Origin of the sequence: Gallibacterium genomosp. 2 (assembly GCF_000771895.1) — a bacterium.
In the GTDB taxonomy this organism is placed as follows: domain Bacteria; phylum Pseudomonadota; class Gammaproteobacteria; order Enterobacterales; family Pasteurellaceae; genus Gallibacterium.
This window is the reverse complement of the sequence record NZ_JPXY01000047.1, coordinates 42,304-57,634: the sequence shown is the minus strand read 5'-3', so window position 1 is coordinate 57,634 and position 15,331 is coordinate 42,304. Positions and strand designations below refer to the sequence as shown.

The 15,331-nt window shown below is 38.6% G+C and carries 13 protein-coding genes; 12 read left to right on the top strand and 1 reads right to left on the bottom strand.

Annotated elements, in window-relative coordinates; translation table 11 throughout:
- Positions 1-33: 33 nt before the first annotated feature.
- On the bottom strand, positions 34-852 hold the full coding sequence (locus P375_RS10060; RefSeq protein ID WP_039136648.1) for a 5'-nucleotidase, lipoprotein e(P4) family: 819 nt from the start codon (positions 850-852) through the stop codon (positions 34-36).
- A 173-nt stretch (positions 853-1,025) separates the two neighbouring features.
- On the opposite strand from P375_RS10060, the gene P375_RS10055 reads away from it, so the two are divergent.
- The 12 genes from P375_RS10055 (at position 1,026) to serS (ending at position 15,314) form a co-directional block, all read left to right on the top strand.
- Positions 1,026-1,610, top strand: a complete 585-nt coding sequence (locus P375_RS10055; protein WP_039136646.1) for a LemA family protein — start codon at positions 1,026-1,028, stop codon at positions 1,608-1,610.
- Between the two features lie 12 nt (positions 1,611-1,622).
- Positions 1,623-2,060, top strand: coding sequence for a TPM domain-containing protein (locus P375_RS10050; protein ID WP_039136645.1), 438 nt, complete (start codon positions 1,623-1,625; stop codon positions 2,058-2,060).
- A complete protein-coding gene (locus P375_RS10045) occupies positions 2,057-2,806 on the top strand; it encodes a TPM domain-containing protein (protein ID WP_039136643.1) in 750 nt (249 codons plus the stop codon). Before P375_RS10050 ends, P375_RS10045 begins: the two co-directional genes overlap by 4 nt.
- Before the next feature lie 82 nt (positions 2,807-2,888).
- A complete protein-coding gene (gene grxD / locus P375_RS10040; RefSeq protein WP_039136641.1) occupies positions 2,889-3,227 on the top strand; it encodes a Grx4 family monothiol glutaredoxin in 339 nt (112 codons plus the stop codon).
- Positions 3,228-3,322: 95 nt separating this feature from the next.
- Positions 3,323-3,976: a histidine phosphatase family protein gene (locus P375_RS10035; RefSeq protein ID WP_039136639.1), complete on the top strand. Its 654-nt coding sequence runs from the start codon at positions 3,323-3,325 to the stop codon at positions 3,974-3,976.
- 180 nt (positions 3,977-4,156) lie between these two features.
- Positions 4,157-4,672 (top strand): CvpA family protein, encoded by a 516-nt coding sequence (locus tag P375_RS10030; protein WP_021461723.1) that lies wholly within the window; start codon positions 4,157-4,159, stop codon positions 4,670-4,672.
- 121 nt (positions 4,673-4,793) lie between these two features.
- Positions 4,794-6,308, top strand: coding sequence for an amidophosphoribosyltransferase (gene purF / locus P375_RS10025; protein WP_039136635.1), 1,515 nt, complete (start codon positions 4,794-4,796; stop codon positions 6,306-6,308).
- Between the two features lie 114 nt (positions 6,309-6,422).
- Positions 6,423-7,520, top strand: a complete 1,098-nt coding sequence (gene mltA / locus P375_RS10020) for a murein transglycosylase A (protein WP_039136632.1) — start codon at positions 6,423-6,425, stop codon at positions 7,518-7,520.
- Positions 7,521-7,522: 2 nt separating this feature from the next.
- A complete protein-coding gene (tcdA, locus tag P375_RS10015; RefSeq protein ID WP_039136630.1) occupies positions 7,523-8,296 on the top strand; it encodes a tRNA cyclic N6-threonylcarbamoyladenosine(37) synthase TcdA in 774 nt (257 codons plus the stop codon).
- Between the two features lie 64 nt (positions 8,297-8,360).
- Complete coding sequence (gene rlmKL, locus P375_RS10010) at positions 8,361-10,496, top strand: bifunctional 23S rRNA (guanine(2069)-N(7))-methyltransferase RlmK/23S rRNA (guanine(2445)-N(2))-methyltransferase RlmL (protein ID WP_039136628.1); 2,136 nt, start codon at positions 8,361-8,363, stop codon at positions 10,494-10,496.
- Between the two features lie 2 nt (positions 10,497-10,498).
- Positions 10,499-13,930 carry a transcription-repair coupling factor gene (mfd, locus tag P375_RS10005; protein WP_039136626.1) on the top strand — a complete coding sequence of 1,144 codons (3,432 nt, stop codon included), beginning with the start codon at positions 10,499-10,501 and terminating at the stop codon, positions 13,928-13,930.
- 97 nt (positions 13,931-14,027) lie between these two features.
- Positions 14,028-15,314 carry a serine--tRNA ligase gene (gene serS / locus P375_RS10000; protein WP_039136624.1) on the top strand — a complete coding sequence of 429 codons (1,287 nt, stop codon included), beginning with the start codon at positions 14,028-14,030 and terminating at the stop codon, positions 15,312-15,314.
- Positions 15,315-15,331 lie beyond the last annotated feature (17 nt).

The following is a 15,331-nucleotide window of genomic DNA, read 5'->3' as shown; positions in this document are numbered from 1 at the left end:
ATTTTATAAGATGCCCTTTTCGTATTAGAAAAATTATTTACCATCCCACGCTTTTAATGCTTCATCACGAATTTTTAACTGTTCGGAAGCAGATTTTTTGAAATAGTCAGGAGCTAAGCCACCCTCCCAGTCACCATAGTTTGGATTAGGTAATACAATATACTGTTTACCGAATTTGCTTTCATTTTCTGTGACAAATTGACGACGTTCTGCATTTGGTTTGTGATAAGTTGCATCACCGTAATCATTAAGATTATCGCCAACATACATTACGATTTCATAGCCCATTTTTTCAATTTCAGCAAAACGTTCTGATTTAGCAGATTTATCTTTCTTCAATAATAGCGTTTTATCATTAACCCCAGTAAAACCGAGTCGTTTCATATCATCAATGGTGGCTACTTTTTCATTACTGTCTTTACGGTTTGACACATAGAACATTGTACCGCCGTGACTGTTCACATAATTAGCGAATTCCACTGCACCAGGAACGGCAGCACTTTGGCGAGCATTTACCCATTTTGTCCATACTTTACTGCTGTAAGGCTGTAAATTTTTTGCCTGCCAAGCGGCGTGAGCACTGTTATCGATTAATGTTTCATCTAGATCGGAAACTACCGCTTTTTTCTTACCTTTATGAACTTTGGCTTTATCAAAGCTGATTTTTGCAATATTAAAGGCTTGATATGCCAATGCTTGATATTCTCCAGATTGTTGTACCCAGTTAACTGCAAAAGTGGTTTGATCAACTAAACGTTGAGCAGCTTGTTGTTCCGTATTTTGTTGGGTGCTACAAGCAGATAATACCAATGTTGTAGCAATAGCCAAAATACCCAATTTTAATGTTCTCATTGCTCTCTCCTTGACGTTTTTTACGATAATGAGGTTTAGTATTTTACTCTAATCTTGTTTTATAATTAGCAAGGAATTTGTGATATGGCTCACAAAATCTATGATTAGTTGCTGTTGTTGTGACTTATGTGGTTATGATGAGTCGAATTATTTATCTATTTAATGAGGAAATTATGAAAAAAAGTACCTTAATTATTATTTTAGTTGCGATCGTGCTTGGCTTTACCGTGATGGGAAGTTATAACGGATTGGTACAAGCGGAAGAAGATATTGATTCTGTATGGGCGAATGTAGAATCACAATATCAACGTCGTGCCGATTTAATCCCGAATTTAGTGAATACGGTAAAAGGTCAGGCTAATTTTGAGAAAGAAACGTTGACAGGTGTGGTAGAAGCGCGCGCTAAAGCAACACAGGTAAAAATTGATCCTGCTAATATGACAGAAGAACAGTTAACGCAATTCCAAGCTCAACAAAATCAAGTCGGTTCAGCGTTATCCCGTTTATTGGCAACAGTTGAAAATTATCCGCAATTAAAAGCTAATGAAGGCTTTTTAACATTGCAAACCCAATTGGAGGGCACTGAGAATCGGATTAATGTTGCGCGTAATAACTTCAATGAAGCGGCAAAAAGTTATAATAAAAAAATTCGTACATTCCCAACAAAATTGGTGGCAATGTTATTCGGTTTTAATGAAAAACCTTATTTCAAAGCAGATGTCGGTGCAGAAAAAGCACCTGTAGTCAATTTTAATTAATTAGGAACAGTGATGTCATTATTTAGCCAACCTATTCAAAAATCGGTGATCGAACAGGCGATTGCCGATTTGGAAAAGAAAACATCGGCAGAATTACGCGTTTATGTTGAACGAAAAAAATCGGATGCAGGTCGGAGTGCATTGCAGCAGGCAACATTTCTATTTCAGCAGTTGGAAATGGAAAAAACAGCATTACGTAATGGGGTGTTGATTTATCTTGCTTTGCAATCTAAACAGTGTGCGATTGTTGGCGATCAGGGAATAGATCAATATGTTGAGGCAGATTTCTGGAAGCGTGCTTGTGATTTGATTGTCGAGCAGGCAAAACAGAAACAATATACCCAAGGAATTGTTAATGCGATAGCAATGATTGGCGAGCGTTTGGCTCAATATTTCCCTTATCAAGAAGATGATAAAAATGAATTACCGAATGAAGTGGTGATTAAATGAAAAAATATGCTTTTTGTCTGTTCTTTTGTCTATTTTTCATTAAATTTGCCTTTGCTGCGAGTTATCCGCCACCGCCGCAACCATTTCGGTATTTGAATGATTACACGCATACTTTGACCGAAAAACAGCAACAAACAATTGAGCAACAGCTGATTAACTATAGTCAGAAAACCAGCTCACAAATTGCAGTGGTGATGATTCCGTCAACCAATGGTATTGAGATTGCTGATTATGCGTTTACGCTTGGTGATCGTTGGGGAATTGGCAGAAAACAGCTTAATAATGGCGTATTGATGCTGATTGCTAAAAATGATCGCAAAATTTTTATTGCAACTGGGCAAGGCTTGGAAGGTGCGTTGCCAGATGCTTTTTTAGGTAAAGTGATTAGGCAGGTTATTACGCCGGCTTTTCGTGAAAATCACTATGCTACTGGTATTGCACAAGGGCTAAATTATATTATGGCAGCGAGTCAGGGAGAGTTTAAACCTGAACAGCTGCAAGAGCCGGAACGTCACGATTATATTCCTTTGTTGATGGTGGCATTTTTCTTTTTAGTGGTATTTTTAAGTGAGTACCATAAACGTAAAACTTATGTCAGCCCTCGTTCCCGTCATTATCGACCGGGTAATATTTATATCGGTGGCGATCCGTTTGATCATCACAATGGCGGTGGTTTTGGCGGCGGAAACAGCGGTGGTTTCGGTGGCGGTGGCTTTGGTGGTGGCGGTGCTGGTGGCAGTTGGTAACCAATATGAGTGAGATTGGTTTATAGTGATGCTTATGTTACAATCCCGTCACTTTTTATCCCATTTTAATTGAGGTCAAATAATGGAAACTATTGAAAGAATTAAACAACAAATTAGTGAAAATCCTATTCTTATCTATATGAAAGGTTCACCAAAATTCCCATCTTGCGGATTTTCTGCGAGAGCGGTGGAGGTGTTGATGAATTGCCAAGTGCCTTTCGGCTATGTTGATATTTTGCAACATCCTGATATTCGTGCTGAGCTACCAAAATATGCAAATTGGCCAACTTTCCCACAACTTTGGGTAGAAGGTGAATTAATCGGCGGTTGCGATATTATGTTGGAAATGTTCCAAAAAGGCGAATTACAATCGCTATTAAAGGAAACAGCGGCTAAACACGCTGAAAGTGAACAAGCTTAATTTTATTTTGCCCTCTAAATGATGAGGGCAATTTTTTATCTGCAAGGCATAAAAAATGGTTATGCTTGCTATTTTAAATTTAAATAGGGAAAACAATGCAAAAAAATCTGACTTTCTACTTTTTACGTCACGGACGTACAGAATGGAATGAAAAGGGGTTACTTCAAGGGCAGGGCAATTCGGCATTAACGGAAGCAGGTGTTGCTGGGGCATTGGCTGCTGGCAAGGCATTAGAACAGGTACCTTTTGTGGCGGCTTATTCTAGTTGTTTACAACGAGCCATTGACACCGCGCGTTACGTGATAGGAGCGCGACCAATTCCATTGTTTCAACATCAAGGATTAAATGAGCAGTTTTTTGGAAAATGGGAAGGTATTCAAATTGATGAAATTCGTGCTTCGCAGGCATTCCAAAATTTAGTCAAATATCCGAAAGCGTATGATCAAAATATTGAGCAGTATAATCAAGGTGAGCCTTTTGCAAAATTGGCTGAACGATCATATAAAGCGATTCAGGATATTATTCAAGTGCATCAACAAGGTAATATTTTGATTGTTTCTCACGGACATACATTACGGTTATTGTTGTCGTTATTAGGTGGTCATCGTTGGCAGGATCACCGCAAAGAAGGCGTGAGTGTGAGTTTGGCAAATTGCAGTATCAGTATTTTTAATTATCAACAATCGGCAGAGCAACAATCGTTTCAATTAGTGCAAATGAATGGCACGGATCACTTACCACAAGTGTAAATAGCAAAAATTGATCGCTGATTCTAAGTGTAAAAATTCATCTGCCGACTATTTTTAATGCGGTAAAAATGATAAAAGCGATCAATTTGGAGAAAGTTGAAGAATTCCCATAATTAGCACTACGCAAACGTGTTCTTTTTTTGTAGAATATACGCCGTTTTGCGCCACAGAGAGTTTACAATGATCGATTATATTATTATTGGTATTATTTCTTTTTCGATAATTATTAGCTTATTTCGTGGATTTGTTCGAGAAGTTTTATCTTTAGCCAGTTGGTTGATAGCTTTTTTTATCTCCAGTCATTTTTATCCTTATTTAGCCGCGTTTTTCCAGCAAATAGAATCAGAATATCTACGTAATGGTACGGCAATTGTTATTCTTTTTATTGTTACCTTAATTGTTTGTAGTTTAATCAATTACATTATTTCAAAACTGGTTGAAAAGACAGGATTAAGTGGCACGGATCGCGTTCTGGGTGCGTGTTTCGGCTTATTACGAGGGGTATTGATTATTGCAGCAATGCTGTTCTTTTTGGATACCTTTACGAATTTCAGTCAGAGTGAATGGTGGAAAGCCTCAAAATTAATTCCACATTTCGGATTTGTGGTTGATTGGTTTTTCCATCAGTTACAGCTTCACTCAAGTTTCATTAAAATTTCGTTCGTGACTGAAAGCCTACCGTTCACGGTGGTATAACGGTTTCACTTGGGAAGTTTTGCTTTTTCCAAGTCAGAGCAATTCATAGCACAATGTTTTATCGTTGTTCTGTGGATTGAAAATAACTAACTTACTTCATCATAGAATAGAGGAAAAAATAATGTGCGGCATCGTGGGAATTCTTGGGCATTCAACCGTTAATCAATCAATTTATGATGCGTTAATCGTATTACAACATCGTGGACAGGATGCCGCAGGAATTGTAACCGTAGATGAGGAAAACCGTTTTCGTTTGCGTAAAGCGAACGGCTTGGTCAGTGATGTAATTCAACAAAAACATATGTTGCGTTTGCAAGGCTGTGCCGGTTTGGGGCACGTTCGTTATCCGACCGCCGGCAGCTCTAGTGTTTCAGAAGCGCAACCTTTTTATGTTAATTCACCTTATGGATTGACCTTGGTGCATAACGGTAATTTAACCAATTCTGATGAATTGAAAGAAAAATTATTCCGTCTTGCTCGCCGACACGTTAATACCAATTCCGATTCAGAATTATTACTCAATATTTTGGCTTATCATCTTGAACAAATTAATAAACACGATTTGGATGAAGATGATATTTTCTATGCCATTCAACGTACACACAAAGATATTCGTGGCGGTTATGCTTGCGTCGCGATGGTGATTGGTCACGGAATGATTGCTTTCCGTGATCCGTTCGGTATCCGTCCTTTGGTTTTAGGTAAACGCGAAGATCAAGGAAAAACAGAGTATATGTTTGCATCCGAAACCGTTGCATTGGATGCGGTCGGTTTTGAATTTGTGCGTGATGTTAATCCGGGTGAAGCGATTTATGTAACATTTGATGGCAAACTTTATTCAAAACAGTGTGCAGACAATGCAAAATTATCACCTTGTATTTTTGAGTTCGTCTATTTTGCTCGTCCTGATTCTTATATTGATGGCGTTTCTGTTTATGCAGCTCGAGTGCATATGGGGGAATATCTCGGACGTAAAATTGCGACCGAATGGAGTGATATTTTGGCGGATATTGATGTGATTATTCCTGTACCAGAAACATCTAATGATATCGCATTGCGAATTGCTAATGTGTTGAATAAACCTTATCGTCAAGGCTTTGTGAAAAACCGTTATGTTGGTCGTACTTTTATTATGCCGGGACAAACACAGCGCCGTAATTCGGTAAAACGTAAATTGAATACTATTTCTTCTGAATTTAAAGGAAAAAATGTGTTATTGGTGGATGACTCTATCGTGCGCGGTACGACTTCTGAACAAATTGTGGAAATGGCAAGAGCAGCAGGAGCGAATAAAGTTTATTTTGCTTCGGCAGCGCCGGAAATTCGTTATCCGAATGTTTATGGTATTGATATGCCAACATCACACGAATTGATAGCTTATGGACATACTGTTGATGAAATTGCAAAATTGATCGGCGTTGATAAATTGATTTATCAAGATCTTTCTGCGTTGGAACAATCTGTACGCCAAGAAAATCCGGCAATCGAAAGTTTTGATGACTCTGTGTTTACCGGTGAATATATTACTGGTGATATTACGCAAGAATATTTAGACAAAATTGCACAAATGCGTAGTGATGGCAGTAAAAAACGTCAGGAAAGTGAAGTAAGTAATTTAGAAATTTATAATGAATAGGATTGTGGATTAAGTTTCTGCGTTCCCATTTTGTCAAACTCCTCAGTGGTTTAGCTACTAAGGAGTTTTTCTATCTATATAGTTGATCTATTTTTGAGAAAGGTTATAACAAAAATGATAAAAAATATAAAGAAATTGACTGTAACTGCTATGGTATCTTTAATTTTGGTTGGTTGTTCATCTTCACAACAACATAGCGCTTCTGGAAGTAATAATAGAACATCTTATGAGCAGTTAGGTGCAGTTTATAAAGGCCGAACTTTTATGCGAATGCCACTAACTTCAGTTGGGATAGTGGAAAATCAAAGTGCAGTGGTTAATCAAGGCGATTTCCTAACGCAATTAAGCATTATCTCCAGTACATCGCCTCGATTGAGTGCAAAATATCAATCTACTTATGAGAAGGTAACAAATTGGGTTTTAGCTGGTGCGGATGTATCGCAAATTAATCAGTTTGGTATTGGTATTCAAAAGATGGCGGGGCAGGATGGCTATCAAAACGTGTTGATGACAGGGTATTATTCACCAGTTATTCACGCTCGTCGTTCACCACAAGGTAAATATCAGCACCCAATTTATGCAATGCCAAAATATAAACGTTTTTCTCGGTCGCAAATTTATGCTGGTGCGTTAAAAGGGAAAGGCTTGGAGCTGGCTTATAGCGATTCTATGCTAGATAACTTTTTGTTAGGTGTTCAAGGCAGTGGTTATATTGATTTCGGTGAAAATAATCTTAACTATTTTGCTTATGCTGGGCAAAATGGTTTCCCTTATACCAGTGTCGGTCGTCTGTTAGTTGAAGATGGCGAAATCCCGAAAGAAAAAATGTCGGTACAAGCAATTAAAGATTGGGCAGCACGCAATCCAAATCGTTTGCAAGGATTGTTAGAGCGAAATCTCTCTTATGTTTTTTTCAAGAATGTGCCGAATGGCAAAGTTAAAGGCTCTGCCGGTATTCCACTAGTGCCGTTAGCTTCTGTTGCTTCTGATCGTAGCTTAATTCCTTCAGGCAGCGTATTATTAGTGGAAATGCCAGAAATTGATAACGATGGAAATTGGATTGGAAAACATCAATTGCGATTAATGGTGGCATTGGATGTCGGTGGAGCGGTGAAAGGACAACATTTTGACCTTTATCAAGGTATAGGTGATAGAGCAGGACATATTGCCGGATTATTAAAACATTATGGACGAGTTTGGGTATTGAATTAATAATGGCAAGAGTAGATAATTTTGAACAGCGATTCGGCGGCATTGGCAGATTATATGGAGAGCAGGCGTTACAGCGATTACGTCAGGCACATATTTGTGTAGTCGGGATTGGTGGTGTTGGTTCTTGGGCTGTGGAAGCATTAGCTCGTTCTGGAATCGGTAAATTGACGTTGATAGATATGGATGATATTTGCGTGACTAACATTAATCGTCAAATTCACGCTTTGACTGAAACGGTTGGTCAGCTAAAAACGGAAGTGATGAAATTACGTGCATTATCGATTAATCCGCAAATTGAGGTAGAAATTATTGATGATTTTTTAACGGAAGAGAATATCGACCGATATTTAAATCATAATTATGATTATGTGATTGATGCAATTGACAGTGTTAAAGTTAAAGCGGCGTTGTTAGCTTATTGTAAACGCCAGAAAATTAAAGTGATAACTACTGGTGGTGCGGGTGGTCAGACTGATCCGAGTCAAATTCAAATTAAGGATTTAAGCCGAACTATTCAAGATCCGCTAGCCGCAAAAGTGCGTTATTTATTGCGTAAACAGTATGGATTTACGGACAATCCTCAGCGAAAATTCGGTATTGATTGTGTTTTTTCTACTCAACCACTTATTTTCCCACAAGTCGGTACGGAATGTAGTGCGTCAGCTACGATGAATTGTAGTAACGGCTTTGGAGCGGCAACAATGATTACCGCCACATTCGGTTTTTTTGCCGTTTCAAGAGTGATTGAAAAATTGCTACAAAAGAAAATTGATTAGTTTGTTATAATCTCAACTAAAGATCTCCCCTATTAAATAGAAATTAAATATAGAAATAAAAATAATGAATCAGCTATTTGCTACCACAGCTCGTGGTTTTGAAGAATTATTAAAAAATGAGTTGGAACAACTTGGTGCAGCGCAGTGTAAAATTGCACAAGGTGGCGTACATTATCAGGCGGATGATGAAACGCTTTATTGCACATTGTTGTGGAGTCGATTAAGTTCTCGAATTTTATATCCATTATTTACCGCAAAAATTTATGATGATGCCGATTTATATGCGGCTACCGTTAGTTTTGCGTGGCAACAACATTTTTCGGCACAAGACAGTTTTGTCGTCGATTTTAATGGCACTAATCAGTCGATTCGACATACACAATATGGGGCAATGCGTATCAAAGATGGCATTGTCGATTACTTTACCCGTCAAGGTGAACCGCGACCACAAGTGGATAAAGATTATCCGGATATTCGTATTCACGCTTATTTAAATCGTGAACAGTTGACGGTTTCTCTTGATTTAAGCGGTGAGGCGTTACATTTGCGAGGTTATCGTAGTGATAGCGGTGCTGCGCCGTTAAGAGAAACATTGGCGGCAGCCATTGTTATTCGTTCTGGTTGGCAGATCGGTACGCCGTTACTTGATCCAATGTGCGGTTCAGGCACATTGCTAATTGAAGCAGCACAGATGGCAGCTCAAATTGCACCACAGCTCAATCGTTTACATTGGGGCTTTAGTCATTGGAAAAAACATCAGATACACGTATGGCAACGAGTAAAAGAGCAGGCGTTAGCACAAGCGGAGCAAGGGCGTTCGCAATCTAAATTGAGCTTTTTCGGGCGTGATTGTGATCAAAAAGTATTGCTGAAAGCAAAACAGAATGCTGAAAATGCCGGTGTTGCGGAATTTATTGATTTTCAAGTAGCAGATGTTGCAGATTTAGTGGCGCCAACCACAGAAATCGGTACGGTTATTTGTAATCCGCCATATGGAGAGCGTTTGGGGACAACGCCGACCTTAATTGCCCTCTATTCTTTGTTTGGACAGCGTTTAAAACAGCATTTTTCCGGTTGGAAAGCGTCTATTTTTAGCGGTGAAGTCAGTTTATTAGACTGTTTACGTTTGCGTTCATCTCGTCAGTTCAAGGCGAAAAACGGTCCATTGGATTGTGTGCAAAAAAATTATCTGATTTCTCATCTTGATCGTGATCACGAACAGCGCTCTACACTAGAAGTGAATCAATCCGCAAATGTTGCACCCGATTTCAGTAATCGTTTAAGTAAAAACATCAAGAAAATCGAAAAGTGGGCGCAACAACAGGGTTTAGATGCTTATCGTTTATATGATGCGGATTTACCGGAATACAATTTAGCGGTGGATCGTTATGCGGATTATATTGTGATTCAAGAGTATGCAGCACCGAAGAATATTGATCCGCAAAAAGCTCGCCAGCGGTTGTTGGATGCGGTAACGGCAACTCTGACAGTAACCGGAGTGGCAACTGACCACTTGGTGTTGAAAGTGCGTCAAAAGCAAAAAGGCAGCAATCAATATGAAAAATTAGCCAATAAAGGCGATTATTTTTTTGTGCAGGAATATGGCGCTAAATTGTGGGTGAATTTAACTGACTATCTGGATACAGGGTTGTTTTTAGATCACCGTTTAACACGCAAGATGGTTGGTGAGATGGCAAAAGGAAAAGATTTCTTGAATTTATTTGCTTATACTGGTTCTTGTTCAGTACACGCTATTTTAGGTGGGGCTAAATCTAGTACAACTGTTGATATGTCAAATACTTATCTCAATTGGGCAGAACAAAATTTTATTTTGAATGAGATCAAAGGTAGACAACACAAATTGATTCAAGCGGATTGTTTGCAATGGCTAGACAAAGCGATAGGGCAGTATGATTTAATTTTTGTCGATCCGCCGACATTTTCTAATTCGAAACGAATGGAAAACAGTTGGGATGTGCAACGGGATCACCTAATGTTGTTGGCGAAATTGAGTAAATTATTGCGCAAACAGGGTACGATTATTTTCTCTAATAATAAACGTGGCTTTAAGATGGATTTTGACGGCTTAGCTATTTTGGGACTAAAGGCAGAAAATATTTCAGAAAAAACATTGCCGTTGGATTTCCAGCGTAATCCGCAAATTCATAATTGTTGGCGTATCACTTTTAATCAAGAGTAATTATGCAGATTTTTGATATCAATATTCCGAAAAAAGCAAAAGATCACAAGGTTTTAGGTAATATGATTGCCGATAGTCGAGTATTGGCGATTACAGAGATTGCAACACAGTATCAAGGATTGGTGGTAGTGGTAACGGCGGATATGCGGCAAGCTAATCATTTAGTGCAGGCGCTACAACAGTTTTCACTAACAGCACAAATTTTTTCTGATTGGGAAACTTTGCCTTATGATAATTTTTCACCACACCAAGAAATTATCTCAACCAGATTAAGTACATTATTTCAGTTGCAACAGCAACAGAAAGGTGTTGTCATTTTGCCGATCAATACCTTAATGCAGCGTGTTTGTCCACCAAGTTATTTAGCACAAAATGTTTTTTTAATTAAAAAAGGACAAACTTGCCAACTTGAACAGCTTAAATCTCAATTGATTAAAGCTGGTTATCGAGCCGTTGATCAAGTATTTGAACACGGAGAATTTGCAGTGCGAGGCACACTGCTTGATCTTTATCCAATGGGAAGTGTTTTACCGTATCGTTTGGATTTTTTTGATGATGAAATTGACAGTATTCGTACCTTTGATGTTGATACACAACGTACAATAGCTGAAATTCCACAGATTGATCTGTTACCGGCACACGAATTTCCTATTGATGAAAAAGGAATTGAGTTTTTCCGTACTAATTTTCGTGAAAAATTCGGTGAAATTCGTCGCGATCCGGAACATATTTATCAACAAATCAGTAAAGGAACATTATTTGCTGGAATTGAATATTGGCAGCCACTCTTTTTTGAGAAGATGGCAACTTTCTTTGATTATATTCCAATCAATACACTGTTTATTACGGATGAAAAAATTCAAAATAACGGTGAACTCTTCTTTAGTGATGCAGAATCACGTTATGAAAGCCAAAAAGTTGATCCGATGCGTCCGTTATTAGCACCGAATGAACTGTGGCTTAGAATGGAATATATCAATCAGTATTTAAAAGATTATCCACGCTTAACTTTATCGGAGCAGTGTTTACCGGAAAAAGCGAGCAATCAAAATTTGGCAATTAATGCATTGCCTGAATTAACTGTTCATTCGCAGCAAAAGGAACCGTTGAAACAGCTAAGAAGTTTTATTGAGCAATTTGAACAATCGATCATCTTTTCTGTAGAGAGTGAAGGACGGCGGGAAACGTTGCTCTCTTTATTGAAACCGCTGAAAATCAATCCGATTTCAATTACATCATTAGCGCAAATACCACAGCAGCGATTCAATTTAATGATTGGTGCAATGGATCGTGGTTTTATAGCAGAGCAGAAATTTGCTTTTATTTGTGAAACGGATCTTTTAGGAGAGAAAGTTCAGACTCGTCATCGACAACAACAAAAAAACGTCAATCCAGACGCTTTAATTCGTAATTTGGCAGAATTAAAAATCGGACAGCCAGTGGTACATTTGGAGCACGGTGTCGGTCGTTATGACGGTTTAACAACATTAGATGCCGGTGGAATGGTAGCGGAATATCTGGTATTGCGTTATGCCGATGAAGCAAAATTATATGTGCCGGTTTCTTCGTTGCATTTAATCAGTCGTTATGTTGGCGGTGGAGAAGAAAATGCGCCTTTGCATAAATTGGGTAGTGATACGTGGGCGAGATCTCGTCAAAAAGCAGCAGAAAAAGTGCGTGATGTGGCGGCGGAGTTGTTAGATGTGTATGCGAAACGTGAATCTCGACCGGGATTTGCTTTTAAATATGATCGTGAGGAATTCCAACAATTTGCTGATACGTTTCCTTTTGAGGAAACCTATGATCAGCAGATGGCAATTAATGCAGTAATTGGCGATATGTGTCAGGCGAAGCCGATGGATCGGTTGGTTTGTGGTGATGTAGGTTTTGGAAAAACGGAAGTGGCGATGCGTGCTGCTTTTTTAGCAGTAATGAATCATAAACAGGTAGCAGTGTTGGTACCAACCACTTTATTGGCGCAACAACATTATGATAATTTTCGTGATCGTTTTGCTAATTTACCGGTAAATGTGGAAGTTTTATCACGTTTTAAGACATCAAAAGAGCAAAAAAATGTATTAACTCTTGTTGAAGAAGGAAAAATTGATATTTTAATTGGCACGCATAAATTGTTACAGGGTGATGTTAATTTCCTCGATTTAGGATTGCTGATTATTGATGAGGAGCATAGATTCGGTGTCAGACAAAAAGAAAAAATTAAACAGCTCCGCAGTAATATTGATATTTTGACGCTGACGGCAACACCGATTCCACGTACTTTAAATATGGCGATGAACGGTATTCGTGATTTATCGATTATTTCAACACCGCCGGCACGTCGTTTGGTGATTAAAACCTTTGTGCGGGAACAGGATAAGCGCGTGGTGCGTGAAGCAATTTTGCGTGAAATTTTACGTGGTGGGCAGGTTTATTATCTGCATAATGATGTTGCTACCATTCAAAATTGTGCGGAAAAACTGGCAGAATTGGTTCCTGAAGCGAGAATAGGTATTGGACACGGGCAAATGAGAGAGCGTGAACTAGAACGAGTAATGACAGATTTTTATCATCAACGCTTTAATGTTTTAGTTTGTACTACCATTATTGAAACGGGTATCGATATTCCAAGTGCCAATACCATTATCATTGAACGTGCCGATCATTTCGGATTGGCGCAACTACATCAGTTACGTGGACGTGTTGGGCGTTCGCATCATCAAGCGTATGCTTATTTATTGGCTCCGCCGGCAAAATTGATGACGAAAGATGCACAAAAACGGTTGGAAGCTTTGAGTAGTTTAGATAATTTAGGTGCTGGTTTTGTTCTGGCAACTCACGATCTGGAGATTCGGGGAGCTGGAGAATTATTGGGAGATGAACAGAGTGGACAGATTGAAACTATCGGTTTTTCACTGTATATGGAGATGCTGGAAAATGCGATGCAAGCTCTAAAACAGGGTAAAGAGCCGTCATTAGATGAATTAACACAGTCTCAGGTTGAGATTGATCTACGCATTCCGGCATTATTACCCGAAGATTATCTCGGTGATGTGAATTTGCGTTTATCCTTCTACAAAAGAATTGCCGGTGCGAAAACAGAAGAAGAACTTTCCGAGCTTAAAGTGGAATTGATAGACCGTTTTGGCTTATTACCGAATGCGACTAAAAATTTATTTGAAATTGCATCATTGCGCTTACAGGCAAAACCGTTGGGTATTCAAAAAATAGAAACGATGGCAACAGGCGGTTTTATTGAGTTCAGTGCTAATACTCAGCTTGACCCAATGGTTTTCTTAAAACTAATTCAACAAGCACCGAAAGTTTATCGTTTTGATGGTCCTCACAAATTTAAATTTGTGAAAAATTTTGATGACAGTCAACAACGTTTGGATTTTGTAGCGGAACTCATTGCAAAAATTGCAGCACAAAATTAGGAAAATTATTTAAAAATTTCAAACGGGAACAGTGAGTTTCCGTGTTAAAATAAGCATATTCTTAGTCATTAGATTTAAAAGCAAAAAGGAAAAGAGAATGATTGATCCGAATTTATTGCGTAATGATTTGGCAGCAACTGCTGAAAAATTATTAACAAAACGAAATTTTGTTTTAGATGTTCAAAAAATTGAGCAGTTAGAAGAACAGCGCAAACAATTACAAGTGAAAACTGAAACTTTACAAGCTGAACGTAACTCTCGCTCTAAAGCAGTCGGTGCGGCTAAAGCTAGAGGTGAAGATATTCAACCGCTATTAGCCGAAATGGATAATATGGGAACTGAATTAGATCAGGCTAAAATCGCATTGGATCACGTGTTGGAAGAGTTGCGCCAAATTGCATTGTCGATTCCGAATATTCCGGCAGAGGAAGTGCCGTTAGGCAAAGATGATAGTGAAAATCTAGAGGTTTCTCGTTGGGGAGAGCCTAAGCAGTATGATTTCCCAATTCGTGATCACGTAGATTTAGGTGAATTAAGTGGCGGTATCGATTTTCCGACAGCTGTAAAATTGACAGGTGCAAGATTTGTTGTGTTAAAAGGTAAAATAGCACGTTTGCATCGTGCATTGACACAATTTATGTTGGATTTGCATACTGAACAGCACGGTTATTTGGAAATGTATGTGCCTTATTTAGTTAATCACGAAACACTTTACGGTACAGGTCAATTGCCTAAATTCGGTGAAGACCTATTCCATACCAAACCATTGGAAGGCGAACAGCCTTATGCATTAATTCCGACAGCAGAAGTGCCAGTTACCAATACTGTTCGTGGAGAAATTATTGATGTGGAAGATTTACCACTTAAAATGACAGCCCATACACCTTGTTTCCGTTCCGAAGCTGGTTCTTATGGACGTGATACTCGTGGTTTAATTCGTATGCATCAATTTGATAAAGTAGAATTAGTTCAGATTGTAGAGCCTGAAAAATCAATGGATGCATTGGAAGAATTGACTGGACACGCTGAAAAAGTGTTGCAGTTACTAGGATTACCTTATCGTAAAGTATTGCTTTGTACTGGTGATATGGGCTTCGGCTCTTGCAAAACTTATGATTTGGAAGTATGGGTGCCAGCACAAAATACTTATCGTGAAATTTCATCTTGTTCAAATATGTGGGATTTCCAAGCTCGTCGTATGTCAGCACGTTATCGTGTTAAGGGTGAGAAGAAACCTCGTTTAGTTCATACATTGAATGGTTCAGGTTTGGCTGTTGGACGTACATTAGTTGCTGTTTTGGAAAATTATCAACAAGCTGACGGCTCTATTATAGTGCCGGAAGTGCTACGACCTTATATGAATGGCTTAGAAGTGATTCGTTAAGGAATATTTTATCTGTT

What these genes read in the sequence shown, in the direction of transcription:
- rlmKL (WP_039136628.1), top strand. Translation starts at nt 8,361, where the DNA reads ATGAATCAGCTATTTGCTACCACAGCTCGTGGTTTTGAAGAATTATTA.
- P375_RS10055 (WP_039136646.1), top strand. Translation starts at nt 1,026, where the DNA reads ATGAAAAAAAGTACCTTAATTATTATTTTAGTTGCGATCGTGCTTGGC.
- tcdA (WP_039136630.1), top strand. Translation starts at nt 7,523, where the DNA reads ATGGCAAGAGTAGATAATTTTGAACAGCGATTCGGCGGCATTGGCAGA.
- P375_RS10060 (WP_039136648.1), bottom strand. Translation starts at nt 852, where the DNA reads ATGAGAACATTAAAATTGGGTATTTTGGCTATTGCTACAACATTGGTA.
- mltA (WP_039136632.1), top strand. Translation starts at nt 6,423, where the DNA reads ATGATAAAAAATATAAAGAAATTGACTGTAACTGCTATGGTATCTTTA.
- serS (WP_039136624.1), top strand. Translation starts at nt 14,028, where the DNA reads ATGATTGATCCGAATTTATTGCGTAATGATTTGGCAGCAACTGCTGAA.
- P375_RS10030 (WP_021461723.1), top strand. Translation starts at nt 4,157, where the DNA reads ATGATCGATTATATTATTATTGGTATTATTTCTTTTTCGATAATTATT.
- purF (WP_039136635.1), top strand. Translation starts at nt 4,794, where the DNA reads ATGTGCGGCATCGTGGGAATTCTTGGGCATTCAACCGTTAATCAATCA.
- P375_RS10050 (WP_039136645.1), top strand. Translation starts at nt 1,623, where the DNA reads ATGTCATTATTTAGCCAACCTATTCAAAAATCGGTGATCGAACAGGCG.
- mfd (WP_039136626.1), top strand. Translation starts at nt 10,499, where the DNA reads ATGCAGATTTTTGATATCAATATTCCGAAAAAAGCAAAAGATCACAAG.
- grxD (WP_039136641.1), top strand. Translation starts at nt 2,889, where the DNA reads ATGGAAACTATTGAAAGAATTAAACAACAAATTAGTGAAAATCCTATT.
- P375_RS10035 (WP_039136639.1), top strand. Translation starts at nt 3,323, where the DNA reads ATGCAAAAAAATCTGACTTTCTACTTTTTACGTCACGGACGTACAGAA.
- P375_RS10045 (WP_039136643.1), top strand. Translation starts at nt 2,057, where the DNA reads ATGAAAAAATATGCTTTTTGTCTGTTCTTTTGTCTATTTTTCATTAAA.